The sequence below is a fragment of the Streptomyces sp. SudanB25_2051 genome (assembly GCF_964272635.1).
In the GTDB taxonomy this organism is placed as follows: Bacteria; Actinomycetota; Actinomycetes; order Streptomycetales; family Streptomycetaceae; genus Streptomyces.
This window is the reverse complement of record NZ_OZ186787.1, coordinates 4,017,313-4,041,156: the sequence shown is the minus strand read 5'-3', so window position 1 is coordinate 4,041,156 and position 23,844 is coordinate 4,017,313. Positions and strand designations below refer to the sequence as shown.

Below are 23,844 nucleotides of genomic sequence, written 5' to 3'. Positions count from 1 at the left end.
CGGGTGCGGGCGGCCCGCGTCCGGTGCGCGGCGACGCACCGGACGCGGGCCGTGTCGCGTCACGCCCCGTCGGGGCGCGCGGCGCTGGGCGGCCGGCGGAGGGCGGCCGTCGGCACGTCGCCCCGGGACGCGGGCCTACGGGGTGGGCGCCTGCGTGTCGAACGCCCGGCGGCTGTGGGCGAGGAACGCGCGGACCGCCGGGTCGCGGGTGTTCTTCCAGACCAGGGCCAGCAGCGCCGGATCGCGCGCGTCCTCGATGAGACGGGCCGTCAGGCGCCCGCCGTGCGGCGCCGCCATCGACTCGCTGAGCACGGCGACGGCGAGCCCGCGCGCGGCCAGGTCGGCGATGGCGTCCCCGGCGCCCGCCTGCAGGGTGATGGCGGGCCGTACGTCCGCGTCGGCGCACGCCCGGTCGAAGACGGCGCGCAGTCCGGTGCCGGGCGGCATGCAGACGACCGGGTGGGCGGCGAGGTCGCGCAGGGTGACCCGGGGCAGCGCCGCCAGGGGGTGGCCGGGCGGGACGGCCGCGACGAGCCGTTCGCTGAGGAGGGCCAGCGCCTCCAGCCCCTCGGGCGGCGGGGCGGGGGTGCCGACGAGCGCCAGGTCGAGGGTGCCGGCGCGGACCGCTTCGACGAGCCGGTCCGAGTCGTCCTCCCGCAGCAGGACCTCCACGCCGGGGTGGGCCTCGTGGAAGGCGGCGAGGGCGTCGAACAGCGGGGTGAGGGTGCAGCCGACGACCATGCCGAGCGCGAGCCGGCCCCGGACCAGGCCCGTCACCTCCCCCACCGCCCGCCCGAGCGCGTCGGCGGCGGCGAGCGCGGCGCGGGCGTGCGCGAGGGCGGCCTCCCCGGCGGCGGTGAGCGTGACCGTGCGCGCCGACCGGTCGAACAGTTCGGCGCCCAGCTCCTTCTCCAGGCCGCGGACGCGCGCGCTCACCCCCGACTGGCTGATGTGGACGCGCTCGGCGGCGCGGGTGAAATTGCGCTCCTCGGCGACCGCGACGAAGTACTCCAGCTGCCTCAGATCCATGAGCCCGGATTCTAGTCGCGAGCAGAACCATCTGTTGGACTTCTGATCGCGGGCTGGCGAGGCTGGGAGGCGCAAGCCCGCACATGCCAGGAGGAAGCCATGCCGGAGCAGTACGAGAAGGCCATGCGGCCCGAGGACCTCACCCGCCTGTTCGTGGAGCGGTCGAACGCGGGCGACGCGGCCGGGGTCGCCGCGCTCTACGAGGAGGACGCCGTGATGGCGTACCCGCCGGGGCAGCGGACGGTGGGCCGGGAGGCCATCCGGGCGCTGTGGGAGCGGGTGCTGGCGGACCGGCCCCGCTTCGAGCCGGAGCCGCCGCTGCCGACGCTGGTCTGCGGCGACCTCGCGCTCACCTCGACGCCGCCGAAGGACGGGGCGGGGGCGCGGGCGCAGGTGGCGCGGCGCCAGCCGGACGGGAGCTGGCTCCGGGTGCTGGACCAGCCGGAGTTCACCCGGCCGCGCGACTGAGGCCGCGCGGCCGATCCGGGAACGGGCGAGGCCCGGCCCCCCTCGCGGGGGTACCGGGCCTCGTCGTATGCGGGCCGGCCGGGGCCGTCTCGCACGGATGACCGTGGGTCAGTGGGAGTGGCCGTGGCCGTGGCCGTGACCCGCGTCCGCCGGCTCCTCTTCCTTCTTCTCCACCACGAGGGTCTCGGTGGTGAGGAGGAGGGAGGCGATCGACGCGGCGTTCTCCAGCGCCGAGCGGGTGACCTTCACCGGGTCGATGACGCCGGCCTTGACCAGGTCGCCGTACTCGCCGGTGGCGGCGTTGAAGCCCTGGCCCTTGTCGAGCTCGGCGACCTTCGAGGTGATGACGTAGCCCTCGAGGCCGGCGTTCTCGGCGATCCAGCGCAGCGGCTCGACGGCGGCGCGGCGGACGACCGCGACACCGGTGGCCTCGTCGCCGGTCTTGCCGAGGTTGTCCTCCAGCACCTTCACGGCGTGGACGAGCGCGGAGCCACCACCGGAGACGATGCCCTCCTCGACCGCGGCGCGGGTCGCGGAGATGGCGTCCTCCAGACGGTGCTTCTTCTCCTTCAGCTCCACCTCGGTGGCGGCGCCGACCTTGATGACGCACACGCCGCCGGCGAGCTTCGCGAGGCGCTCCTGCAGCTTCTCGCGGTCCCAGTCGGAGTCGGTCGTCTCGATCTCGGCCTTGATCTGCGCGACGCGGCCGGCGACGTCCTCGGACTTGCCGCCGCCGTCGACGATGGTGGTGTCGTCCTTGGTGACGGTGACGCGGCGGGCGGTGCCCAGCACGTCCAGGCCGACCTGGTCGAGCTTGAGGCCGACCTCCTCCGCGACGACGGTGGCGCCGGTGAGGGCGGCCATGTCGCCGAGCATCGCCTTGCGGCGGTCGCCGAAGCCGGGCGCCTTGACCGCGACGGCGTTGAACGTGCCGCGGATCTTGTTGACGACCAGCGTGGAGAGGGCCTCGCCCTCGACGTCCTCGGCGATGATCAGCAGCGGCTTGGAGCCACCGGACTGGATGATCTTCTCCAGCAGCGGCAGCAGGTCCGCGATGGCGGCGATCTTGCCCTGGTGGATCAGGATGTACGGGTCGTCGAGGACGGCCTCCATACGCTCCTGGTCGGTGACCATGTACGGCGACAGGTAGCCCTTGTCGAACGCCATGCCCTCGGTGAAGTCGAGCTCCAGGCCGAAGGTGTTGGACTCCTCGACGGTGATGACGCCGTCCTTGCCGACCTTGTCCATGGCCTCGGCGATCAGCTCGCCGACCTGCTGGTCCTGGGCGGACAGCGCGGCGACCGCGGCGATGTCGGACTTCTCGTCGATCGGGCGGGCCGTGGCGAGCAGCTCGTCGGAGACGGCCTTGACCGCGGCGTCGATGCCCTTCTTCAGGGCGGCCGGGGAGGCGCCCGCGGCGACGTTGCGCAGACCCTCGCGGACCAGCGCCTGGGCCAGGACGGTGGCGGTGGTGGTGCCGTCACCCGCGATGTCGTTGGTCTTGGTCGCCACCTCCTTCACCAGCTGGGCGCCGAGGTTCTCGTACGGGTCCTCGACCTCGACCTCGCGGGCGATGGTGACACCGTCGTTGGTGATGGTGGGCGCACCGAACTTCTTGTCGATGACGACGTTGCGACCCTTGGGGCCGATCGTCACCTTGACGGTGTCGGCAAGCTTGTTGACGCCGCGCTCAAGGGCGCGACGGGCGTCCTCGTCGAACTTCAGGATCTTCGCCATGGGAGCGATTCAGCCCTCTCGGTACTGGGTGGAGAAAGAACGGCGCCCCTCGCCGCCCGGCGCACGTGCGGCAGCACAGCAGCGGGGGCCAGGGGCGCGGTTCACGGCACGTGGTGGATTACTTCTCGACGATGGCGAGCACGTCGCGGGCCGAGAGGACGAGGTACTCCTCGCCGCTGTACTTCACCTCGGTGCCGCCGTACTTGCTGTAGAGCACGATGTCGCCGGTCTTCACGTCGAGCGGCAGGCGCTCGCCGTTCTCGAAGCGGCCCGGGCCGACGGCCAGGACGACGCCCTCCTGGGGCTTCTCCTTGGCGGTGTCCGGAATGACCAGGCCAGAGGCCGTGGTCTGCTCGGCGTCGAGCGGCTGGACCACGATGCGGTCCTCGAGCGGCTTGATGGCAACCTTGGAGCTGGTGGTCGTCACGATCCGACCTCCCCCTTCGGAGATCTCACGGGGTCAACTGTCTGAGGTGGCGACCAGGTCGATCCGTCGTCGCGGGTGCCGGACCTGCCCGTCGCTGTGTTGGCACTCTCCTGTGGGGAGTGCCAGGGCCGAGACTATGACCGCGATTAGCACTCGGTCAAGCGGAGTGCCAGTCACGGCCGCGCGCCGCGCTCCCACCCGCACTGACGTGCGAGGCAGACCGCGTCCCCGCCGCGGCGAGGCGGGCCCCGGCACGCCACGCCGGGCCGGTACTCCACGCTGGGTCCGGCACTCCATGGCGGCCCGGTACTCCACGCCCCGTCCGGCACTGCACGCCCGGCCCGGCACTCCACGCCCGGTCCGGCACTCCATGGCGGCCCGGCGCTGCACGCCCGCTCCGGCACTCCATGGCGCGCGCCGCGCCCGGCGGCGGGTGCGCCCGACCGGAGCGCCAGGGCGCCGGCTAGACGTAGTCCTCCAGGCGGGCCACCGCGTATCCGCGCGCGGTGATGGTGTCCATGGCGCGGCGGATCATGTCGGCCATCGACCCCTTCCACTCGCCGCGCCCCCGGAAGTGGGTGAGGACGATGTCGCCGGGGTGGAGGTCGCGGTCCCATTCGCGCCACTCCATGCGGTCGGGGAACGCCTCGGCGGACCACAGCGGCACCGCCTTGATGCCGCAGTCGCGGGCGGCGCGCAGCGTGTCGGCGTCGTAGTTGCCGTACGGCGGGCGGAAGAGGGTGGGCCGCTTGCCGTACTGCCGCTCGATGACGTCCTGCTGGCCGCAGATCTCGCGCTTCTGCTCCTCGTACGACAGCGCGGGCATGTACGGGTGGGTCAGCGTGTGGTTGTGCAGGGCGACGCCGAGGCCCTGCATGCGCTTGAAGTAGCCGTAGTCCTCCTTGACCAGGTAGTCGCTGAGGAAGGCGCTGTACGGGATGTCCAGCTCGGACATCATCCGCAGCAGCTCCGGGTCCTTGTCGGAGCCGTCGTCGATGGTGAGGAAGACGACGCGGTCCTTGGTCGGGACGGTGGTGAAGACCGGCGGGAGGCTGGGGTCGCCGACCCCGAAGCCCTTGCGGAAGGTGATCTCCGGTTTCGTCCTGGGCGGGTCGGGGGGCAGGAGCGGGGTCTGCTTCAGCCCCCAGCGGCGGGCGACGGCCGCGCGGCGCGCCTGGGCCTTGCGGAACCGCTCGACGTACGCGGTCAGCGCCCCGGAGGCGGTGTCCGGCCGCGCCTGCGGGCCCTGCGCCCGGCCCGGCCCCTGGCCGGCCTGTGCCTCGCGGCCGTGCTGACCGGGCGGGGCCGCCGCCGCGCCGGGCGGGCGGGTCCCCTCCGCGGCGCAGGCCGTCCCCAGGGCGGCGACGAGCAGGCCCGTGACCATCCCCGTACGCACACGAGCCTTGGTCCGATTTACCGATGATGGAGGCTTTTGTCGTACAAGCTGCATGGCGCCGCATCCTGTCAGCGCGGCACCGCCGCACCCCGGCGACACCGCCGCCGGGCCGGCGCCCATCCCCCGGCCGGCCCACACTCGGCCAGAATGGGACGGGTGACCGATCTCGCCGCCTTCGAAGCCCTCCTCACCGACGAGGGCCGGGGCCTCCTCGCCGACCTGCGCCACTACGACCCCGCACAGGAGCTGGCCGTCGCCTCCCGGCTGCGCCGCGACCACCCCGCGGAGCTCGTGTCGGCGGCGCTCGGGCAGGCCCGGCTGCGGCAGCGGGCGGTGGCGAAGTTCGGCGCCGACGACGCGTACGCGATGTTCTTCACGCCCCACGGCGTCGAGCAGTCCACGCGCGCCTCCGTCGCCCGGCACCGGGCGGCGGCCTTCACGCGGCTCGGGGTGCGCAGCGTCGCGGACCTGTGCTGCGGCGTCGGCGGCGACGCGATCGCGCTGGCACGGGCCGGCATCGCCGTCCTGGCGGTGGACCGCGACCCGCTGACCGCGGCGGTCGCCCGCGCCAACGCCGCGGCGCTGGGCCTGGCCGACCTGATCGAGGTGCGCTGCGCCGATGTGACGGAGATCGACACCTCCCCGTACGACGCCGTGTTCGTCGACCCGGCGCGGCGCGGCGGACGGGGCCGGATCTTCGACCCGGAGGCGTACTCGCCGCCCCTGTCGTGGGCGGTGGACGCGGCGCGCCGGGCCCCGCACGCGGCGCTGAAGGTCGCGCCGGGCATCCCACACGAGGTGATGCCCGAGGAGGCCGAGGCCGAGTGGATCTCGGACGGCGGCGATGTGAAGGAGGCCGTGCTGTGGTTCGGCACGGCGCCCGGTTCGGTGCGGGCCACGCTGCTGCCGTCCGGCGCGTCGCTCGCCGTGCGCGGTACGCCACCCGCGCCGCCGGTGCGGAAGGTCGGCCGCTATCTGTACGAGCCGGACGGCGCCGTCATCCGCGCGCACCTGGTCGCGGAGGTCGCCGCGCGGCTGGACGGCGGCCTGGTGGACGAGACCATCGCGTACGTCACGGCCGACGAGCTGCGCCCGACGCCCTACGCGGCCGCGTACGAGATCACCGACGAGCTGCCGTTCAACCTGAAGCGGCTCAAGGCGCTGCTGCGGGAGCGCGAGGTGGGCACCCTGACGGTGAAGAAGCGCGGCTCGGCCGTGGAGCCGGAGGAGGTCCGCCGCCGGGTGAAGCCCAAGGGCCCCCACGCGGCGACGGTGTTCCTCACGCGTGTGGCGGGCGCTCCGACGATGCTGATCGGGCAGCCGGCGGGCCGGGGCTGACGAGCCGCAGGGCCAGCCGGTAGTGGGCGACCGCCTTCGCGGCGCCCGCCAGCCCGTGCACCCACAGCAGCAGCCCGGCGCCGACCCCGTAGGCCACCCCGGTGTACGAGGAGGAGCCGGGCCGCGCGGTGTACGGCACCGCCAGGCAGAGCCACAGCCCGGCCGCGCCCAGCGCGAACGACACGAGCAGCCACGCGAGGCTCCGCCCCGGCGCCCGGTGCCGGGCGTCGCGCGCGGGCACGGGCGCGAGCGCGGCCCACCGGACGAACAGCCGCCGGGCGGCCGCGTCCCGGCGCAGGCCGGCGACCTGGAAGTAGGCGGCCGGAATGAGCGCCCCGACACCCAGAGCGGCGGGGACCACGGCCACGAGGACCCCGAACGGGGCCAGGGCGTCGTCGGCGATCCGCAGCGCGGCGCCGATCAGTCCCCAGCCGGCCTCCAGCACCAGCAGCCACACCAGGAACACCGCCAGGCGGCCGCCGCCGAGCGCCGTCCGCCCCAGCTCGCCCATGGCGCGGTCCCGGTCGGCGAGCATCGCCTCCCGGTCGGGCCAGCTCCGCAGGTGCTCGGGCGGCGGGGGCGGCGGCAGGGCACGGAGGGAGGGCACGGGGCGAGCCTAGCCAGCCGCCCGCGCGCCGCCCGGGGCGGGTGCTATCCGGCCACGTCCCGCGACACGAACCGCCAGCGGTGCACCGGGCGCGTCAGCAGCCCGGCCGGCGGCTCGGGCAGCTCCGGCAGCTCCGCGTCCTCGTCCGGGGCGTCCCACCAGGTCAGGACGAGGACCCGGTCCTGCGCGGCCGTGAAGGTCTCGCGGCGCAGCGGTAGGGCCTGAAGCTCCTGGGCCCGCGCCCACTCCAGCAGCTCGGCGCCCCGGCCGGGCACGGCGCGGGCCTCCCACATGAGCGTGACCGTCACGAGTACAGGTTCTCCTTGCTGATCTCGTGCAGGTGGTCGTGGTCGTGGTCGTGGCCGCCCGGCACGTGCGGGTCGGTGACCGGCAGCGACGAGTCGGCGGACAGCTCCAGGTCGGAGGCGGGCCGGTTGCGGGCGACCATCTCGGCGCCGAGCGCGGCGACCATGGCGCCGTTGTCGGTGCACAGGCCGGGGCGCGGCACGCGCAGCCGGATGCCGGCCCGCTCGCAGCGCTCCTCGGCGAGGGCCCGCAGCCGGGAGTTGGCCGCGACGCCGCCGCCGATCATCAGATGGTCGACGCCCTGGTCCTTGCAGGCCCGCACGGCCTTGCGGGTCAGCACGTCCACGACGGCCTCCTGGAAGGACGCGGCCACGTCCCGGACGGGCACGTCCTCGCCGGCGTTGCGCTTCGCCTCGACCCAGCGGGCGACGGCGGTCTTGAGGCCGGAGAAGGAGAAGTCGTACGCGGGGTCGCGCGGCCCGCTCAGTCCGCGCGGGAACGCGATGGCGTCCGGGTCGCCCTCCTTGGCCAGCCGGTCGATGACGGGCCCGCCGGGGAAGCCCAGGTTCAGCACGCGGGCGATCTTGTCGAACGCCTCGCCGGCCGCGTCGTCGATGGTGGAGCCCATGGGCCGCACGTCGGAGGTGATGTCGGGTGCGAGCAGCAGCGAGGAGTGGCCGCCGCTGACCAGCAGCGCCATGGTCGGCTCCGGCAGCGGGCCGTGCTCCAGCTGGTCGACGCAGATGTGCGAGGCCAGGTGGTTCACCCCGTACAGCGGCTTGTCCAGGGCGTACGCGTACGCCTTCGCCGCCGAGACGCCGACGAGCAGGGCGCCCGCGAGGCCGGGGCCCGCGGTGACGGCGATGCCGTCGAGGTCGCGCGCCGAGACCCCGGCGTCCTTCAGGGCCCGCTCGATGGTCGGGACCATGGCCTCCAGGTGGGCCCGGGAGGCGATCTCGGGGACGACGCCGCCGAACCGGGCGTGCGCGTCCACGCTCGACGCGACGGCGTTCGCCAGCAGGGTGGTGCCGCGGACGATGCCGACGCCGGTCTCGTCGCAGGAGGTCTCGATGCCGAGGACGAGGGGTTCGTCAGCCATGGGTCTCAGCGCTCTCAGGGGTCGTCAGGTCGGTGGGGTGGTTCGGGTCGTCGGTGGTTTCCGGCTCCGGGCCGGGGGAGGCCGGGTCCTGGACGGTCAGCCGCATCACGAGCGCGTCGACGTTGCCCGGCTGGTAGTAGCCGCGGCGGAAGCCGATGGGCTCGAAGCCGAACCGCTCGTACAGCCGCTGGGCGCGGGTGTTGTCCACCCGCACCTCCAGGAGGACCTCCTCGCACTCGAAGGCGGTGGCGTGGTGGAGGAGTTCGGTCAGCAGGCGGGCGCCGAGGCCGGTGCCCCACTGGTCGCGGGCGACGGCGATGGTCTGGACGTCGCCGAGGCCGCCGGCCGCCGCGAGGCCCGCGTACCCGACGATACGGGCGGGACGCCCGGCGTCCGCGGGGCCGCGCTCGCCGGAACGCTGGTGCGGGCGCGCGCCGGGCAGCGCGGGGCCGGTCTGCGGGCGGGCCTCGGCGCGCGTCCGCGGGAGGACGTCGGGGCCGTCCTGCGGGAGGGTGTCGGGGCGCTCGTCCGGGCCGTCCCCGGGGAGTTCCTCCGCGACGATGTACCGGCGGGTCGAGCGGGGGCCGCGCGCGTGGGCCAGCTCGGACCAGAACATCCCCTCCGACCACGCGTCGTCGGGGAACAGCTCCCGTTCGAGTTCCAGCACCGGCGCGATGTCCCACCAGCGCATCTCACGCAGTACGGGCCCGGTCACTTCGGCGTGACCACCTTGTAGTTCTTGGGGACCTGCGCGTCGGGGCGGCGCAGGTACATCGGGCGCGGCTCCAGCAGCTCCTCGCCCGCCGCGAGCCGTTCGGCGGCCAGCGCGGCGAGCGCGGCGGCGGACTGGTGCTCGGGGTCGCGGGCGTCGGGGAAGACCTCGCCGTACAGCCGCGCGCCCGCGCCGACCGCCGGGAGGCCCGCGACCTGCTCCGCGATGTCGGCGGGCCGGTCGACGGAGGGCTCGGTGGCGCGGGTGCGGTGGTCGTCGTACCGCGCCCAGTACACCTCCTTGCGGCGCGCGTCGGTCGCCACGACGAACGGCTCGTCGATCCCGGAGGCGTACGCGAGGCCGTCGAGCGTGCACAGCCCGTGGACGGGGACGCCCAGCGCGGAGGCGAACGTGGCGGCCGTGACCAGGCCGACCCTCAGCCCCGTGTACGGGCCGGGTCCGACGCCGACGACGACGCCCGTGACGGCGCCGAGCTTCAGCCCGGCCTCGCCGAGGACGCGGTGGACGGCGGGGAGCAGCAGCTCCCCGTGGCGCCGGGCGTCGACCTGGCTGGACTGGGCGATGACCGACTGCCCGTCGTGGAGGGCGACGGTGACGGCGGGGGTGGCGGTATCCATGGCGAGCAACAGCACGCGAACAGCCTACGGCGCCCGCGGGCCGGGCACGGCGCCCCCGTACCGGCCGGGCGCTGGTGCTACGGTCACATCGATACGTCGTATGAGAGGTGGAGCAGCGTGGCAAGGAGCAGCTCGGGATTCGTGGCCGGGCTCACGGCGGCGGCGCTCGCGGCGGTCGGCTTCCTCGCCTACCAGGCGTCGGCCGCCGCCCCCGCCGATCTGCGGCCGGGCGCGAAGGCGACCGCCTCCGCGTCGCCGCCCGCCTCCCCCGCCCCGTCCGCGCCGGGCGCGCCGGGGCAGGTCGCGAAGGACCCGCTGGCGCTGCCGCCGCAGTCCGGTTCGGGCGAGCGGGTCGTGTACGCGCTGGCCGACCGGCGGGTGTGGCTGGTCGACGAGAACGGCAAGGTCACCCGGACGTTCCCGGTGATGCCCAGCACGGTCAGCCCGGCGCCCGGCACGTACGCGGTGACGTCCCGCTCCGGTGTGGTGCGCGGCTCCGACGGGGTGCAGGTGGAGCACGTGGTGCGGTTCGCGACGGTGGACGGGGTGACGGTCGGCTTCAGCGCCGCCGTGGACGGCTCCATGTCCAGCCCGGACCCGAGCCGCCGTACGGGCGGGGTGCGGATGGCGCGGGCGGACGGCGACGCGCTGTGGACGTTCGCGACGGTCAACGCGAAGGTCGTGGTCGTCCCCTGAGCCCCTGTACGCGCGGCCTCGCCGCGCGGGTGAGGCGTGACCGGCGCCCCGCGGCCGCTTCAGGCGGCGCGGGGCGTCTCGCTGTCCCGGCCTTCCCGTCCCGACTGCCCGTCCTCGTCCCGGTCGGGCCCGGAGGTCTCCGCCTGGGGCGTCGCGGGGCCGGGCGCCGCGGGGCGGGGCGGGGTGGACACGGCGTTGGCCGCCGCGCAGGACGCCAGCAGATCGCGCATGGACACCTCCGACGGCTGCCGCGATTCCGGCTGCTGCTGCGGCATGGTTGCCTCCTGGCTCCGCTGGCGGACGAGCGAGTTAGGTAAACCTAACCACCGACTGGTATCCATGTGACCACGCCTCGGAGGTGCGGCGCAACAATTTACCGACGTCTTGTCGGAACGTACGGCAGGCGTTCAGCGAGCGATCCGGCGCAACCGGTTGGGCAGGCGTTCAGCGGGCGATCCGGCGCAACCGGTTGCGGGCAGGGCTCCTCCCCCGAGGACTTCGCCCAGGGGGCCCCGGAGCGATGGGCGTCCCCCTGGTCGAGCACCGGCGCATCCCGTGAAACCGGCGGCGCACCGATACGCGCCGCTCAGCGCAGCCGAAGGTCCACGCCCTCCCAGCGTGCCCCCACGCCGGTCAGCGTCACCTCGCGCCGGTCGTCGTCCGTCGCGCCGACGACCCGGTCGATCACCACGTGCAGCCGGTCGTCCGTCAGGTCCTCGACCTTGCCGTCGCCCCACTCGACGACCACCACGGACTCGGGCAGCGAGACGTCGAGGTCCAGGTCCTCCATCTCGTCCAGGCCGCCGCCCAGCCGGTACGCGTCCACGTGCACCAGCGCGGGTCCGCCGGTCAGGGACGGGTGGACGCGGGCGATGACGAACGTCGGGGACGTCACCGCGCCGCGCACCCCGAGGCCCTCGCCGAGGCCGCGCGTCAGGGTCGTCTTGCCGGCGCCCAGCTCGCCGGTGAGCATCACGAGGTCGCCGGGGCGCAGCAGTCGGGAGAGGGCGCGGCCGAGGTCCTGCATCTCGTCGGGCGAGTGGACCGTGAGGCGGGCGGTGGCGGTGGCGGGCGTCCCGGCGGGTGCGGGGGTCGGGGTCCCGGCGGCCCCGGTCGTGTCGGTGTGCGCAGCTTCCATACCTGCAAACCTAACCGCTGCCGCCGGCCGTCCCCGCGTCGTCCGGTGCGAGCGCGCCCGCCCGCGCCAGCAGCTCCACCAGCCGCGCGGTGACCGCCTCCGGGTGCTCCAGCATCACCAGGTGCCCGCCGTCGGGCACGACGACCAGTTCGGCGCCCGGCAGCAGAGCGGCGATGGCCTCCGTGTGGGACAGCGGGGTGACCAGGTCCTTCTCGCCCGCCAGGGCCAGGACGGGGATCCCCGCGCCGGACAGGACGGCCAGCGCGTCGGCCTTGTCGTGCTCGGCGAACGCCGGGTAGAACTCCGCGACCACGTCGATCGGCGTCGCCTCGATCATGCGCTCGGCGAACCGGGCGACGACCGGGTCCACGTCCCGCGACCCGAAGCTGTACCGCTTGACCAGGCCCGCGAACAGGTCGGCCGTCGCGCGCCGGCCGCGCTCCACCAGCTCGGCGCGCGCCCCGAGGGCCCGCAGCACACCCGGCAGGACACGCCGTACGGCCTGGGCGGGGGCCGCCGGGAGGCCGTACGTCAGCTCGGCGAGCCGTCCCGACGACGTACCGACGAAGGCGACGCCGGCGACCCGGTCGCGCACCAGCTCCGGGTACTGGTCGGCCAGCGCCATGACGGTCATCCCGCCCATGGAGTGCCCCACCAGCACCAGGGGCCCCTCGGGGGCGGCGGCGTCGACGACCGCCTTCAGGTCGCGTCCGAGGCGGTCGATGGAGACGGGCCCCGTGCCGCGCGCGGAGCGGCCGTGGCTGCGCTGGTCCCAGTAGACGGCCCGGACCCGGCCGCGCAGCGCGGCGCGCTGGAAGTGCCAGGAGTCCTGGCTGAGGCAGTAGCCGTGGCTGAAGACGACGGTGGGGCCGCCCGGGGCGTCCGGCTCCTCGATCTCGTAGTGCAGGGCCGTGCCGTCGTCGGCGGTGGCCGTGCCGGGGGCGCCGCGCAGGGCGCCGTAGGGGGCGGAGGCGTCCAGGGCGAGGCGGGCCTTGCGGCGCACGCCCCTGCCGACGGTGAGCCGCTCCAGGGCGACCCCGGCGGCCGCGCCCGCCGCGACGACGCCGATGGCCGCGCCCGCGAACCCGGCGCGGCGCCGCCAGGCCGTCCCGGTGCCCGCCGCGCCCTCGGCCGCCTCGGCGAGCGCGGCGCCGACCGCGCAGGCCGCGCCGACCGCCGGGGCGGCGGAGGCCGCCGCGCCCGTACCCGTCCCCGTACCGGTCTGCGTCACGGCTCCCCCACTACCCCCGCTCGTGGAGGTGGACGCGCGGGACGCGGGAACCGACGCGGGTGACGATCTCGTACGCGATGGTGTCCGCCGCCCGCGCCCAGTCCTCGGCCGTGGGCTCGCCGTCGTCGCCGGGCCCGAACAGCACCGCGCGGGCGCCCGGCTCGACCGTGTCGTCGCCCAGGTCCACCACGAACTGGTCCATCGCCACACGTCCGGCCACGGTCCGCACGGCCCCGCCCAGCAGCACGGGGCCGCGGCCCGAGGCGTGGCGGGGGACGCCGTCCGCGTAGCCGAGCGGCACCAGGGCGAGGTGCGTCTCGCGTTCGGTGACGTAGTGGTGGCCGTAGCTGATGCCGAGGCCGGGAGGGGCCTGCTTCACGGACGCCACGCTGGCGCTCAGCCGCATCACGGGCCGCAGCCCGAAGTCGGCGGGGGTGCCCAGCTCGGGGCTGGGCGAGATCCCGTACATCGCGACGCCCGTGCGGACCAGGTCGAAGTGGGTCTCCGGCAGCGTCAGGGTGGCGGGCGAGTTCGCCATGTGGCGCACCTCGGGCTCGACGCCGGCCTTCTCCGCGTACTCCAGCATGTCGTGGAAGCGGGCCAGCTGGGCGCCGATGGAGGGGTGGCCCGGCTCGTCGGCGCACGCGAAGTGCGACCACAGGCCGGTGACCCGCACATGCCCGTCGGCCTGCGCCTTCAGCGCCTCGCCGACGAGGTCCGGCCAGTCGGCGGCCAGGCAGCCGTTGCGGCCGAGGCCCGTGTCGGCCTTCAGCTGGACGCGCGCGGGCCGGCCGGCGGCGCGGCCGGCTTCGGCGGCCTCGTGGAGGGCCCACAGCCCGCTGACGCCGATGTCGATCCCGGCGTCCACGGCGGCGCGGAACGGCCCGCCGGGCGTCCACAGCCAGCACAGGACCGGCGCGTCGATCCCGGCGGCGCGCAGCGCGAGCGCCTCGTACGGCGTGGCCGTGCCGAGCCAGGCGGCCCCCGCGTCGAGCGCGGCGCGGGCGCACGGGACGGCGCCGTGCCCGTACGCGTCGGCCTTCACGACCGCCATGAGCCGGGCGCCGCTCGGCGCGACCCGCGCCCGTAGCGCGCGGACGTTCGCGCGCAGCGCGGCGAGGTCGATCTCGGCGCGGGCGCGGGTGTCGGGGCGCTCGGGCTCACGGGTGGCGCGGGGCTGCGGTGTCGTACTCATCGCGCCCAGTGTCTCAGGTACCCCCAGGAACCCCGGGCTCCACGCCCTGTCACCCACCTCACGCCCTTCCGGGCCACCCCGCTGACCTGGGTTCGCTCCCCGACGGCGACGAGAGTCGCCACCCTCATGCGGAACAACGCCGAGCACGTCGGCGCCCACGCTCAGTCGAGCGCGGCCAGCGCGTCGGACAGCGCGCGCCCCTGGTGGGCGCGGCGCCGCAGCAGCGTCGCGGCAACCCGGTGCAACTCCTCCCAGGCGTGGGGGCGTCCGATCTCCGAGGCGTCGGCGATGACGCCCAGCGCGGTCTCCAGCGCGGCCTCGGCCTCCCCGGCACCCGCGTACGCACGGGCCAGACACGCCCCGTACCAGGCCCGGTCGCGGCGGTAGGCCGGGGCGAAACCAGCGAGTCCCGCCTTCAGGTGCTCGGCCGCGCGCGCCCACTCCCTCAGTTGCAGTTCCGCCATGCCGCGCTGGGCCGTGAACCAGGATTCGCCGTAGAAGTACAGCCACGGGGGCGCGTCGTCGGCGTCGGCGATGATCTGCTGCGCCTCGTCGAGCCGCCGGTACGCGCGATCGGCCTCACCCGCGAGGGCGTGCCCACGTCCGGCCATCTGGACGGCCATGGCCCTGGTCGCAGCGCTCGCACCCGCTGTCGCAGCCGCGGCCTCCCCGAGCCGGACGCACTGCCGTCCCCGGCCCCGGGACCAGGCGAGGTGGGCCTTCATGCTCATGGTGGTGGCGGCCATGTCCCCGTATCCGGACTCGAGCGCCCAGTCGTACGAGCGGTCGAACCAGCCGAGCGCCACGGCGGTGTCGTCCTGGTCCTGGGCCATCCACGCGAGGAACTGGGCGTACTCCGCCATCAGCTTCACGAGCCGGTCCGCGAGCGGCCCGCGCGCCTGGTCGTACAGCCCGGCCACGGCCCGGAACTGGGCGAGGACCACGCCGTCCATCAGCCGCGACCCCAAGGTGTCCTCGGCCCGCCGATGCGCGGCCAGTAAGCGGTCCATCTCGTCCAGGGACACCGCGTCGAGGCGCAGCCCGCCGGAGGCGATCCGGGCCAGCCGGTCCGCGCCGGCTTCGCTGACCACGCCGGGCAGCACGAGCGAGGGCAGCGGCATCTCCGCTTCGGGACCACCGAGGAGTTCGAGCGGGACGCCCAAGCCGTCGATGATCCGCTGCCGCACCTCGACGGAGGTCACCGCCCGGCGCCGGTTCTCGATCGCGGACACGTCCGACTGCGCCAACCCGACACGGGCCCCGAGGACGCTCTGGCTGCTGCGGGTCAGCGCCCGCCACGTCCGCATCACGGCGGCCCAGTCCTCCCCCGCCACCGCGGCCCGCAGCCCGGGATGCGCCCACACATGCAACTCCGCAGCCACCCCTGGAATATAGGGCGGCCCTATAGGACGCGGCAGTGGATCGGGACATCCACCACTCGCCAAGGTGGTCACCGCACCCCGGAGCGGCATCCGGGAAGCACTCCCTCTCAGACGGGCCTGTGCACGCTTCCGTGCCCGAGTCGGCCCGCCCCCTTACCGGAAGGAGAACGGCCATGACCACCTCTTCGCCTCCTCACCGCACCCAGGATGCAGACGGCCCTCCTCACCCCTCCCCCGAGCCCCGGCCTGGCGCTCCCAGCCGGGCCCTGCGGCTGCGGGCGGCCGATGGCTGGGAGCGGTTCATGCGCCGCGCCGAAGCCGAGGACCGGCGGGAGCGCGGAACGTGAACCCGGTCGGCGCCGACGGCTACGAGAAGCACCCGCTCCTGAACAGAGCCGTCCGCGACGTCGCGTCGCGCGGGGTGGGCGTGCTGACAGCCGTCACCCACGAACTCCACCACGACGGCCGCGTGGTCCGTGTCGCCCACATCCGGCCCGCGAGCGGCGTCGAGTGGAGCACCGCGGCCGACAACATCCAGCCCGCTTACTGACGCGCACCACTCCCAGCGACGGCGAGGGCTACATCGCCCCTACGGAGTACCTGCTGCACGACGGCGCGACCGAGGGCGCGGACAGGCCGTCCGCCGTGGCGTTCTGGCTGGGGCGATGGCCGTACGGCACCCTGCCTTCCCTGGTGTGAGCCCGTGAGTGGCTCTGTTCGCGAGAGCCGCAAGGGAGTACCGGGACCCCGGCGCGGAGGGTCTTGTTAGGGTTCGCCCGGGAACTGGGGGCGTTGCGCGGGATCCCGTGTCGGTATCGGCCCGGCGTCCGTGTCGCGCTCGAAGCTCCTCGGCCTCTTCGACGAGGACATCACCGCACGGGAGGGGGCAGGCGATGACGCCTGAGGAGCAGGAACTGATCATGGGCCTGGTGATCGCGCCGGGCTCGCCCCCGACGCGCACGATCGACGAGGTGCTCGCCCACTTCGGCGAGTCCGACGGCGGGGCCCTGGCGCTCCGGCTGCTCCGGGACGCCATGGAGCGGCGGGACTCCGACGACGTCGAGTTCGCGCTGGTCGTCAAGGCTGCCGCCCGTGCCTCGGGCGAGGAGTTCCTGGAACCGCTGATCGAACTGTTCCCCGCCGACTGGCACAGGGACCATGAGGACATCGTGTCCGCGCTCGGCAGGTTCCGCTCGCCCAGGACGGTGCCGACGATGGTCCTGGCGACTCGCTGGGTCCCCGAGTACCTGGACTTCGACGAGGCCAGGGCGCTCGCGGTGAAGGCGATCTGGGCGCTCGGCGCCATCCCCGGCCCGGAGGCCCGGCAGGCCCTCGAGGACCTGCGCGACGCCGAGAACGAGATCATCCGCGAGAACGCGCTGAAGCAGCTCGCACGCCGCGGCGAGCTCTGACCGCCCCGGCCGCGCAGCCGCTCGTCCCCGACAGGCCCCGTTCCGCCCCTACGGCTGCGCGTACGGGTCCGGGTCGCCGGTGACGCGGTCGAGGCCGGCCAGGTAGCGGCGCTGCTCCTCCCGCCAGTGCACGAAGCGGACCGGCGTGCCGTGCCAGAAGACCAGGCTGACCGGCGGGTCGTCGTACTCGTCGGCCAGCAGCCGGTGCAGGAACTCCGCCATGCCGTACGGGTGCACGGCGAACGTCGGCGAGGTGTGCCGCCCGCACACGACGACCGGCCAGCGGTCGGGGTCCGGGTCGGTGGTGAGCCAGCACAGGATGTCGGGGCCCGCCGTGACACCCCACGCCAGCAGGTGCTCCGGGTCCGCGTCCAGCGCGTCGCGGCCGCCGAGGGTCCGCCAGGCGTACCGGACGTTCGCGGTCTCCTCCGCCAGGTCGCCGGGCGGCCACTGCAGGCCCTCCTGCGGCAGCGGGAGCAGCACCGTGGCCTCGCCGTTGATGGACCCGCCGCCGTAGCGGGCCATGAAGTCCCGGTAGTCGGCGGGGAACCGGACGCCCCACCGCGCCTCGGCGGCCGCCCAGTCGATCCGTTCGTCCGCCCCGTGGTCCGACGGCATGATGCGCGCCAGCGCGGCGACGTGCGGGTGCTCCCCCACGATCCCTCCCACCCCTGGAAAACGAGCAAATCCTACGCAGCCCGGCCGCCCCCGCCCGCCGCGCCCCACCCCCCGGTCCGGAGCCCGCCGGCGCGCCGGAGCCCCGGGGCGCGCGGCCGGGCCGCCCTCACGCCCCGGGCGCCGCCGCGACCACGTCCCGCCACGCGCCCGGCAGCGCCTCCGCCACCTCGTGGGCCGTCAGCGGCGCGCCCCCGGCGACAGGGGCGCCCCCCGCCCCGTACGCCCCCGACGCCACCCGCCGCGCCGCCAGGCCGTGCAGGTACGCGCCCACCGAGCCCGCGTCCCGCGCCGCCAGGCCCGCCGCCAGCAGCGAACCCGCGAGGCCCGACAGGACGTCACCGCTGCCGGCGGTCGCCAGCCACGGCGTGCCCGTCGCGTTCACCCGCACCGGCACCCCCGGCGACGGGTCGGCGACCAGCGTGGTGGAGCCCTTCAGCAGCACCGTCGCCCCGTACCGCCCCGCCAGCTCCCGCACGGCCTCCAGCCGCCGCGCCTCCACGTCCTCCCGTACCGTGCCCAGCAGGGCCGCCGCCTCGCCCGCGTGCGGGGTCAGCAGGGTCGGCGCCCGCCGCGCCCGTACCGCCGCCGGGTCCAGCGCCCGCAGCCCGTCGGCGTCGACCAGCACCGGCACGTCCGACGCCAGGACGTCCTGCGCGCCCGGCGTGTCCGCGAGGCCCGGCCCGAGCACCCACGCCTGGACCCGCCCCGCCTTCCCGGGCGGCCCCGGATGCACCAGCGTCTCCGGGTAGCGCGCCAGCACCACGTCCCCCGCAGGGCCCACGTACCGCACCGCCCCCGCACCGCCGCGCAGCGCGCCCGCCACGGCCAGCACGGCGGCGCCCGGATAGCGCGCCGACCCGGCGACGACCCCGACGACCCCGCGCCGGTACTTGTCGCTCTCCGCGGCCGGCACCGGCAGCAGCCGCGCTACGTCCGCGTGCTGGAGCGCCTGGAGCTCCGGCACCTCCGGCAGCAGCTCCCCGATGCCGATGTCCACCAGCCGCACCGCGCCCGCGTACTCCCGCGCCGGGTCCACGAGCAGCCCCGGCTTGTACGCGCCGAACGTCACCGTCGCGTCCGCCCGCACCGCCTCGCCCTCGACGGCGCCCGTGTCCGCGTCGACGCCGCTCGGCAGGTCCACGGCCACCACCGCCGCGCCCGACTCCCGCGCCGCCCGCACCACCGGCACCGCCTCCGGGCGCAGCCCGCCGCGCCCGCCGATCCCGGTGATGCCGTCCACCACCAGGTCGGCGCGGGCCAGCACGGCGTACGGGTCGTCAGCGACGCGGCCCCCGGCCCGTACGAGCGCGTCGAGCCCGCCCTCGTGGACGCGCCGCCCCAGCGGCACCGCCGACACCCCGGCCCCGCGCCGCGCGAGCAGCGCCCCGGCGTACAGGGCGTCACCGCCGTTGTCGCCGCTGCCGACGAGGAGGACGACCCGCGCCCCGTACACCCGCCCGAGCAGCCCCGCGCAGGCTCCGGCGAGACCGGCCGCCGCCCGCCGCATCAGCGCCCCCTCGGGGAGCCGGGCCATCAGCGCGGCCTCGGCCGCCCGTACGTCCTGCACGCGATAAGCGGTACGCATGCGCTCAACCCTCCGCGATCACCACGGCGGACGCCACCCCCGCGTCATGACTGAGCGACACATGCCAGTGCCGCACGCCCAGTCGGGCCGCGCACGCCTCGACCGTGCCGCGCACCCGCAGCCGGGGCTGCCCGCTCTCCTCCACGTACACCTCGGCGTCCGTCCAGTGCAGCCCGCCGGGCGCGCCGAGCGCCTTGGCGACCGCCTCCTTCGCGGCGAACCGCGCGGCGAGCGAGGCGACCCCCCGCCGCTCGCCGCTGGGCAGGTACAGCTCCCGCTCCACGAACAGCCTGTCGGCCAGCTGCGGAGTGCGCTCCAGCGCCTCCGCGAACCGGTCGATCTCGGCCACGTCGATCCCCACCCCGATGATCATTCGACGGTGACCGACTTCGCGAGGTTGCGCGGCTGGTCGACCTCGTTGCCGCGGACGGTGGCCAGTTCGCAGGCGAAGACCTGCAACGGCACGGTCGCCACGAGCGGCTGGAGAAGCGTCGGCGTGGCGGGGACGCGGATCAGGTGGTCCGCGTACGGCACGACGGCCTCGTCGCCCTCCTCCGCGATGACGATCGTGCGGGCGCCGCGCGCGCGGATCTCCTGGATGTTGGAGACGATCTTGCCGTGGAGTACGGACCGGCCGCGCGGCGACGGCACCACCACGACGACGGGCAGGCCCTGCTCGATGAGCGCGATCGGCCCGTGCTTCAACTCGCCCGCGGCGAAGCCCTCGGCGTGCATGTACGCCAGTTCCTTCAGCTTCAGCGCCCCTTCGAGGGCCACCGGGTAGCCGACGTGCCGGCCGAGGAACAGCACCGTGTCGTGGCCGGCGAGGGAGCGCGCCAGCTCCCGTACCGGCTCCATGGTCTCCAGGACCCGCTCCACGTCCTCCGCGATGCGGGCGAGGTCCCGGATGACGGCGCGGATCTCGTCGCCCCACTGGGTGCCGCGGACCTGGCCGAGGTACAGGGCGAGCAGGTAGCAGGCGACGAGCTGCGTCAGGAACGCCTTGGTGGACGCCACGGCGACCTCCGGCCCGGCGTGGGTGTACAGCACGGCGTCGGACTCGCGGGGGATGGTGGAGCCGTTGGTGTTGCAGATGGCCAGCACCCGGGCGCCCTGCTCGCGGGCGTGCCGCAGCGCCATGAGGGTGTCCATCGTCTCACCGGACTGGGAGATCGCCACGACCAGGGTCCGCTGGTCCAGGATCGGGTCGCGGTAGCGGAACTCGCTGGCCAGCTCCACCTCGCAGGGGATGCGGGTCCAGTGCTCGATGGCGTACTTGGCGATCAGACCCGCGTGGAAGGCGGTGCCGCACGCGACGATGACGACCTTGGTGGCCTCGCGCAGCACGGCGGCGGGGATGCGCACCTCGTCCAGGGTCAGCGAGCCCTCGGCGTCGATCCGGCCGAGCAGGGTGTCCGCGACGGCCTTCGGCTGCTCGGCGATCTCCTTGAGCATGAAGGAGGCGTAGCCGCCCTTCTCGGCGGCGGACGCGTCCCAGTCGACGTGGTACGAGCGGACGTCGGCGGGCGCCCCGTCGAAGTCGGTGATGACGGCACCGTCCCGGCGCAGCTCGACGACCTGGTCCTGGCCCAGCTCGATCGCGGAGCGGGTGTGGTCGATGAACGCGGCCACGTCGGAGGCGAGGAACGACTCGCCCTCGCCGATGCCCACGACGAGCGGGGAGTTGCGGCGGGCGCCGACGACGACGTCCGGTTCGTCGGCGTGGACCGCCACGAGGGTGAACGCCCCTTCGAGGCGGCGGCACACCTGGCGCATCGCCTCCGCGAGGTCGGCGGTGGACGAGTGGGCCTCGGCCAGGAGGTGCGCGACGACCTCGGTGTCGGTCTCGGACGCCAGGTCGTGGCCGCGCTCGGCCAGCTCGGCGCGCAGGACGGCGAAGTTCTCGATGATGCCGTTGTGGACGACGGCGACGCGGCCCGCGTTGTCGAGGTGCGGGTGGGCGTTGGAGTCGGTGGGACCGCCGTGGGTGGCCCACCGGGTGTGCCCGATGCCGGTGGAACCGGTCGGCAGCGGCCGGGTGACCAGCTCCTTGTCCAGGTTGACGAGCTTGCCGGCCTTCTTGGCGGCGGCGAGCCCCCCGTCGGCGAGCACGGCGACCCCGGCGGAGTCGTAGCCCCGGTACTCCAGGCGCCTCAGCCCCGCGATGACCACATCAAGCGCCGACTGCCCGCCGACGTATCCCACGATTCCGCACATGCACGGCAGCCTACGACCCCGACGCCCACCCGACCCGCCACGACCAGCCCACGTGGCGCAACGACGCCCCGCCCCGGTCGTGGGGCGGGGCGCGCCGGGCGGACACCGACGCGCGGGGCCTGCGCGACCTGCGCACGGCGGGGGCGCCGGGGCCTGGGGCCCCGGGCCCTCGACGCCGCCGTGGCAGCCCGGTCCGGCTACGACGCCTTGGCCACCTTGGCGACCTGCGCGTCGATGACGGCGGTCGGCAGCGGGAAGTCCGTGCCGCCCATCGAGGCCCCGATGTTCATGGCCATGAACGTGGCAACCGTGGTGCCCTGCCGGACGGCGGCGACCTTGAACGGGAGGGTCTTGCCCTCCTCGCCGGCGGTGGTGATCACCCAGGCGCCGGACTCGTCGCCGCCGGACACCTTGGCCTCCTCCACCTTGAGGACCTTGGTCTGCTCGCCGTCCTGCGTCACGGTGAAGCCGCCCGCGCAGGCCGCACCGGCGGTGCGCAGCGACGCGACGGCCTCCTCCGCGCCCTTGCCCTCGTACGCGGCGAGCTTGTCCACCGTGACGGTGACGGCGAACGCGGAGGTGAGGGCCTCCTCCATCTCCTTGTCCGTCATGTCCGCGAGGGACTTGCCGGGAGACGGCTTCTGCGCCTCCTCCAGCACCTTGCGGGTCGCGTCCGCGGCGGGCTTGCCGAGGGCGATGCTGGAGGCGGCGTGGGCGAGCGGCAGGCACTCCTGCTTGTCGACGGTGACGTCACCGGGCTTGCCGACGTCGCCCGCCTTGGCCGGGCTGATCTTGTGGCCCGGCACATCGCCCTGGGTGAGCATGGCCTGCTCCAGCTCGGCGGCGGTCAGCACCTTGGCGGGAGCCGCGGCGGCGCCCTTGTCGCCACCGCCCTTGCCGCCGTCGGCCGCCTTGTCGCCGCCGCACGCGGAGACGAGCAGGGCGAGGGACACCGCGGACGCGGCGACGGCGGTACGGCGAATGAGGGAGGAGCGCATGGCACCACTTTCTGTGTGATTGGTGTGCACACGATAAGCGCAAGGTGTGACAACCCGATCACACCCGCTCCCCCACCCCCACACCGTGACCCACCCGTGATCCTCCGCACCACGAGCCCGCCCCGGCCTGCGCGAGGGCGCACAGGAGAACGACCCTTCACTCCCCCTCATCTGCACCGATCAGCCGCCGCGCCCGTCCCCCTCCGGCGTCCAGTTCCGCGATGGAGTCCATCAGCGCACGGGCGTTCGTGGGCGAGCGAAGCAGGTAGGCGGTCTCCTGCCAGCCGCGATGCTCGTCGCCGTCGCCGCACTGTTCCAAGGCCGATTCGCTCCTCGACTCGTACCGATTGCGCATCCGCGTCGACTGTGCCGGACGCGTCGGCCCCGCGCCCCGTCTCCGAGGAGCATCACCCGTACGGGACCACGGCTGCCTCCAGCCCCGCCGCGGCCCCCATCGTCGCCACCCACGTGACCGAGCACACCCCCCACGCGCGTCCCGTACGCACGACAATGGCGGGGTGATCACTTCGCCGCCACGAAGCAGCACACCCCCGCCCGGCGCCGGACCGGGCGCGTCCCGGCGTGCCGAGTCGACGCCGTACGTCGACCTGACCCGGGCCGAGTGGAGCGCGCTGCGCGACAAGACGCCGCTGCCGCTCACCGCCGACGAGGTGGAGCGGCTGCGCGGCCTCGGCGACGTCATCGACCTGGACGAGGTCCGCGACATCTATCTGCCGCTCTCCCGGCTCCTCAACCTCTACGTGGGCGCCACCGCGAACCTCCGCGGGGCGCTCAACACGTTCCTCGGCGAGAAGGGCGCCCAGCGCGGCACCCCGTTCGTCATAGGGGTGGCCGGGTCCGTCGCCGTCGGCAAGTCGACCGTCGCCCGCCTCCTCCAGGCGCTGCTGGCCCGCTGGCCGGAGCACCCGCGCGTCGAGCTGGTCACGACCGACGGCTTCCTGCTGCCGATGAAGGAGCTGCAGGCGCGCGGGCTGATGTCCCGCAAGGGCTTCCCCGAGTCGTACGACCGCCGCGCGCTGACCCGGTTCGTCGCGGACATCAAGGCCGGCAAGGACGAGGTCACCGCGCCGGTCTACTCGCACCTGATCTACGACATCGTGCCGGGCCGGCGCCTGACGGTGCGGCGCCCCGACATCCTCATCGTGGAGGGCCTCAACGTCCTCCAGCCGGCCCTCCCCGGCAAGGACGGCCGCACCCGTGTGGGCCTCGCCGACTACTTCGACTTCTCCGTGTACGTGGACGCACGCCCCGAGGACATCGAGCGCTGGTACCTGAACCGCTTCCGCAAGCTGCGCGAGACGGCGTTCCAGGACCCCTCGTCGTACTTCCGCAAGTACACGCAGGTCAGCGAGGAGGAGGCGCTGGAGTACGCCCGCACCATGTGGCGGACGATCAACAAGGTGAACCTCCTGGAGAACGTCGCCCCCACCCGCGGCCGCGCCAACCTCGTCGTCCGCAAGGGCCCCGACCACAAGGTCCAGCGGCTCTCCCTGCGCAAGCTCTGAAACGCGGCGGCGCGGAGGGACGCGTACGC

Annotated in this window: 26 protein-coding genes; 6 read left to right on the top strand and 20 right to left on the bottom strand. The window is 74.8% G+C overall.

Translation table 11 applies throughout. From position 1 onward, the window contains the following. Positions 1-135: 135 nt before the first annotated feature. Positions 136-1,029: a LysR family transcriptional regulator gene (locus tag ACSUPT_RS18305; RefSeq protein ID WP_351963359.1), complete on the bottom strand. Its 894-nt coding sequence runs from the start codon at positions 1,027-1,029 to the stop codon at positions 136-138. A gap of 99 nt (positions 1,030-1,128) precedes the next feature. On the opposite strand from ACSUPT_RS18305, the gene ACSUPT_RS18300 reads away from it, so the two are divergent. Then, the gene (locus ACSUPT_RS18300; RefSeq protein ID WP_365728537.1) at positions 1,129-1,497 is read left to right on the top strand and encodes a YybH family protein; all 369 of its coding nucleotides are present in this window, start codon (positions 1,129-1,131) and stop codon (positions 1,495-1,497) included. Positions 1,498-1,605: 108 nt separating this feature from the next. On the opposite strand, the gene groL is transcribed toward ACSUPT_RS18300, so the two are convergent. From groL to ACSUPT_RS18285, 3 genes are all read right to left on the bottom strand, one after another. Beyond that, positions 1,606-3,234 (bottom strand): chaperonin GroEL, encoded by a 1,629-nt coding sequence (gene groL / locus ACSUPT_RS18295; RefSeq protein WP_351963357.1) that lies wholly within the window; start codon positions 3,232-3,234, stop codon positions 1,606-1,608. A 118-nt stretch (positions 3,235-3,352) separates the two neighbouring features. Then, the gene (groES, locus tag ACSUPT_RS18290) at positions 3,353-3,661 is read right to left on the bottom strand and encodes a co-chaperone GroES (RefSeq protein ID WP_010471835.1); all 309 of its coding nucleotides are present in this window, start codon (positions 3,659-3,661) and stop codon (positions 3,353-3,355) included. Between the two features lie 463 nt (positions 3,662-4,124). Further along, entirely contained in the window at positions 4,125-5,111 is a 987-nt protein-coding gene (locus tag ACSUPT_RS18285) for a polysaccharide deacetylase family protein (protein ID WP_403505460.1), read from the bottom strand. 93 nt (positions 5,112-5,204) lie between these two features. On the opposite strand from ACSUPT_RS18285, the gene ACSUPT_RS18280 reads away from it, so the two are divergent. Next, on the top strand, positions 5,205-6,395 hold the full coding sequence (locus ACSUPT_RS18280) for a class I SAM-dependent methyltransferase (protein WP_436944970.1): 1,191 nt from the start codon (positions 5,205-5,207) through the stop codon (positions 6,393-6,395). On the opposite strand, the gene ACSUPT_RS18275 is transcribed toward ACSUPT_RS18280, so the two are convergent. From ACSUPT_RS18275 to tsaB, 5 genes are read right to left on the bottom strand one after another with little or no spacing between them, the layout of a single operon-like run. Beyond that, positions 6,337-7,002: a hypothetical protein gene (locus ACSUPT_RS18275; protein ID WP_436944968.1), complete on the bottom strand. Its 666-nt coding sequence runs from the start codon at positions 7,000-7,002 to the stop codon at positions 6,337-6,339. The two genes, ACSUPT_RS18280 and ACSUPT_RS18275, sit on opposite strands and share 59 nt — an antisense overlap. 44 nt (positions 7,003-7,046) lie before the next feature. Further along, entirely contained in the window at positions 7,047-7,310 is a 264-nt protein-coding gene (locus ACSUPT_RS18270) for a hypothetical protein (protein WP_436944966.1), read from the bottom strand. Continuing rightward, positions 7,307-8,407: a tRNA (adenosine(37)-N6)-threonylcarbamoyltransferase complex transferase subunit TsaD gene (gene tsaD / locus ACSUPT_RS18265; RefSeq protein ID WP_351963353.1), complete on the bottom strand. Its 1,101-nt coding sequence runs from the start codon at positions 8,405-8,407 to the stop codon at positions 7,307-7,309. The genes ACSUPT_RS18270 and tsaD overlap by 4 nt, the downstream gene beginning before the upstream one ends. Further along, positions 8,400-9,098 (bottom strand): GNAT family N-acetyltransferase, encoded by a 699-nt coding sequence (locus tag ACSUPT_RS18260; RefSeq protein WP_436946231.1) that lies wholly within the window; start codon positions 9,096-9,098, stop codon positions 8,400-8,402. Before ACSUPT_RS18260 ends, tsaD begins: the two co-directional genes overlap by 8 nt. Before the next feature lie 20 nt (positions 9,099-9,118). Next, positions 9,119-9,772 (bottom strand): tRNA (adenosine(37)-N6)-threonylcarbamoyltransferase complex dimerization subunit type 1 TsaB, encoded by a 654-nt coding sequence (gene tsaB / locus ACSUPT_RS18255; protein WP_351963352.1) that lies wholly within the window; start codon positions 9,770-9,772, stop codon positions 9,119-9,121. A gap of 102 nt (positions 9,773-9,874) precedes the next feature. On the opposite strand from tsaB, the gene ACSUPT_RS18250 reads away from it, so the two are divergent. Next, positions 9,875-10,453: a L,D-transpeptidase gene (locus ACSUPT_RS18250; RefSeq protein ID WP_399217007.1), complete on the top strand. Its 579-nt coding sequence runs from the start codon at positions 9,875-9,877 to the stop codon at positions 10,451-10,453. Positions 10,454-10,512: 59 nt separating this feature from the next. On the opposite strand, the gene ACSUPT_RS18245 is transcribed toward ACSUPT_RS18250, so the two are convergent. The 5 genes from ACSUPT_RS18245 to ACSUPT_RS18225 all read right to left on the bottom strand — a co-directional run bounded on the left by ACSUPT_RS18245 (position 10,513) and on the right by ACSUPT_RS18225 (position 15,399). Then, positions 10,513-10,728 (bottom strand): hypothetical protein, encoded by a 216-nt coding sequence (locus ACSUPT_RS18245; RefSeq protein ID WP_351963351.1) that lies wholly within the window; start codon positions 10,726-10,728, stop codon positions 10,513-10,515. Between the two features lie 311 nt (positions 10,729-11,039). Continuing rightward, positions 11,040-11,591: a tRNA (adenosine(37)-N6)-threonylcarbamoyltransferase complex ATPase subunit type 1 TsaE gene (tsaE, locus tag ACSUPT_RS18240; protein WP_351963350.1), complete on the bottom strand. Its 552-nt coding sequence runs from the start codon at positions 11,589-11,591 to the stop codon at positions 11,040-11,042. A 10-nt stretch (positions 11,592-11,601) separates the two neighbouring features. Continuing rightward, positions 11,602-12,822: an alpha/beta fold hydrolase gene (locus ACSUPT_RS18235; protein WP_436944963.1), complete on the bottom strand. Its 1,221-nt coding sequence runs from the start codon at positions 12,820-12,822 to the stop codon at positions 11,602-11,604. 10 nt (positions 12,823-12,832) lie between these two features. Then, positions 12,833-14,017 carry an alanine racemase gene (alr, locus tag ACSUPT_RS18230; RefSeq protein WP_351963348.1) on the bottom strand — a complete coding sequence of 395 codons (1,185 nt, stop codon included), beginning with the start codon at positions 14,015-14,017 and terminating at the stop codon, positions 12,833-12,835. 161 nt (positions 14,018-14,178) lie between these two features. Next, positions 14,179-15,399 (bottom strand): helix-turn-helix domain-containing protein, encoded by a 1,221-nt coding sequence (locus ACSUPT_RS18225; protein WP_436944961.1) that lies wholly within the window; start codon positions 15,397-15,399, stop codon positions 14,179-14,181. Positions 15,400-15,742: 343 nt separating this feature from the next. Between ACSUPT_RS18225 and ACSUPT_RS18220 the strand changes: the two genes are divergently transcribed. Continuing rightward, complete coding sequence (locus tag ACSUPT_RS18220; protein ID WP_403499824.1) at positions 15,743-15,949, top strand: hypothetical protein; 207 nt, start codon at positions 15,743-15,745, stop codon at positions 15,947-15,949. A gap of 343 nt (positions 15,950-16,292) precedes the next feature. Next, positions 16,293-16,811: a HEAT repeat domain-containing protein gene (locus tag ACSUPT_RS18215; RefSeq protein ID WP_351963340.1), complete on the top strand. Its 519-nt coding sequence runs from the start codon at positions 16,293-16,295 to the stop codon at positions 16,809-16,811. A 48-nt stretch (positions 16,812-16,859) separates the two neighbouring features. Here the strand turns inward: ACSUPT_RS18215 and ACSUPT_RS18210 are convergent, their stop codons facing one another. From ACSUPT_RS18210 to ACSUPT_RS18185, 6 genes are all read right to left on the bottom strand, one after another. Then, positions 16,860-17,468 (bottom strand): SMI1/KNR4 family protein, encoded by a 609-nt coding sequence (locus ACSUPT_RS18210; protein ID WP_351963339.1) that lies wholly within the window; start codon positions 17,466-17,468, stop codon positions 16,860-16,862. A 127-nt stretch (positions 17,469-17,595) separates the two neighbouring features. After that, the gene (locus ACSUPT_RS18205; RefSeq protein ID WP_436944959.1) at positions 17,596-19,074 is read right to left on the bottom strand and encodes an NAD(P)H-hydrate dehydratase; all 1,479 of its coding nucleotides are present in this window, start codon (positions 19,072-19,074) and stop codon (positions 17,596-17,598) included. A 4-nt stretch (positions 19,075-19,078) separates the two neighbouring features. After that, positions 19,079-19,447 (bottom strand): holo-ACP synthase, encoded by a 369-nt coding sequence (locus ACSUPT_RS18200; RefSeq protein ID WP_351963337.1) that lies wholly within the window; start codon positions 19,445-19,447, stop codon positions 19,079-19,081. Continuing rightward, positions 19,444-21,291 (bottom strand): glutamine--fructose-6-phosphate transaminase (isomerizing), encoded by a 1,848-nt coding sequence (gene glmS / locus ACSUPT_RS18195; protein WP_351963336.1) that lies wholly within the window; start codon positions 21,289-21,291, stop codon positions 19,444-19,446. Before glmS ends, ACSUPT_RS18200 begins: the two co-directional genes overlap by 4 nt. A gap of 197 nt (positions 21,292-21,488) precedes the next feature. Further along, positions 21,489-22,289 carry a hypothetical protein gene (locus ACSUPT_RS18190; RefSeq protein WP_361658266.1) on the bottom strand — a complete coding sequence of 267 codons (801 nt, stop codon included), beginning with the start codon at positions 22,287-22,289 and terminating at the stop codon, positions 21,489-21,491. Positions 22,290-22,446: 157 nt separating this feature from the next. Continuing rightward, positions 22,447-22,644, bottom strand: a complete 198-nt coding sequence (locus tag ACSUPT_RS18185; RefSeq protein ID WP_436944958.1) for a hypothetical protein — start codon at positions 22,642-22,644, stop codon at positions 22,447-22,449. Positions 22,645-22,807: 163 nt separating this feature from the next. Between ACSUPT_RS18185 and coaA the strand changes: the two genes are divergently transcribed. Continuing rightward, positions 22,808-23,815 (top strand): type I pantothenate kinase, encoded by a 1,008-nt coding sequence (coaA, locus tag ACSUPT_RS18180; RefSeq protein WP_351963333.1) that lies wholly within the window; start codon positions 22,808-22,810, stop codon positions 23,813-23,815. Positions 23,816-23,844: the final 29 nt, after the last annotated feature.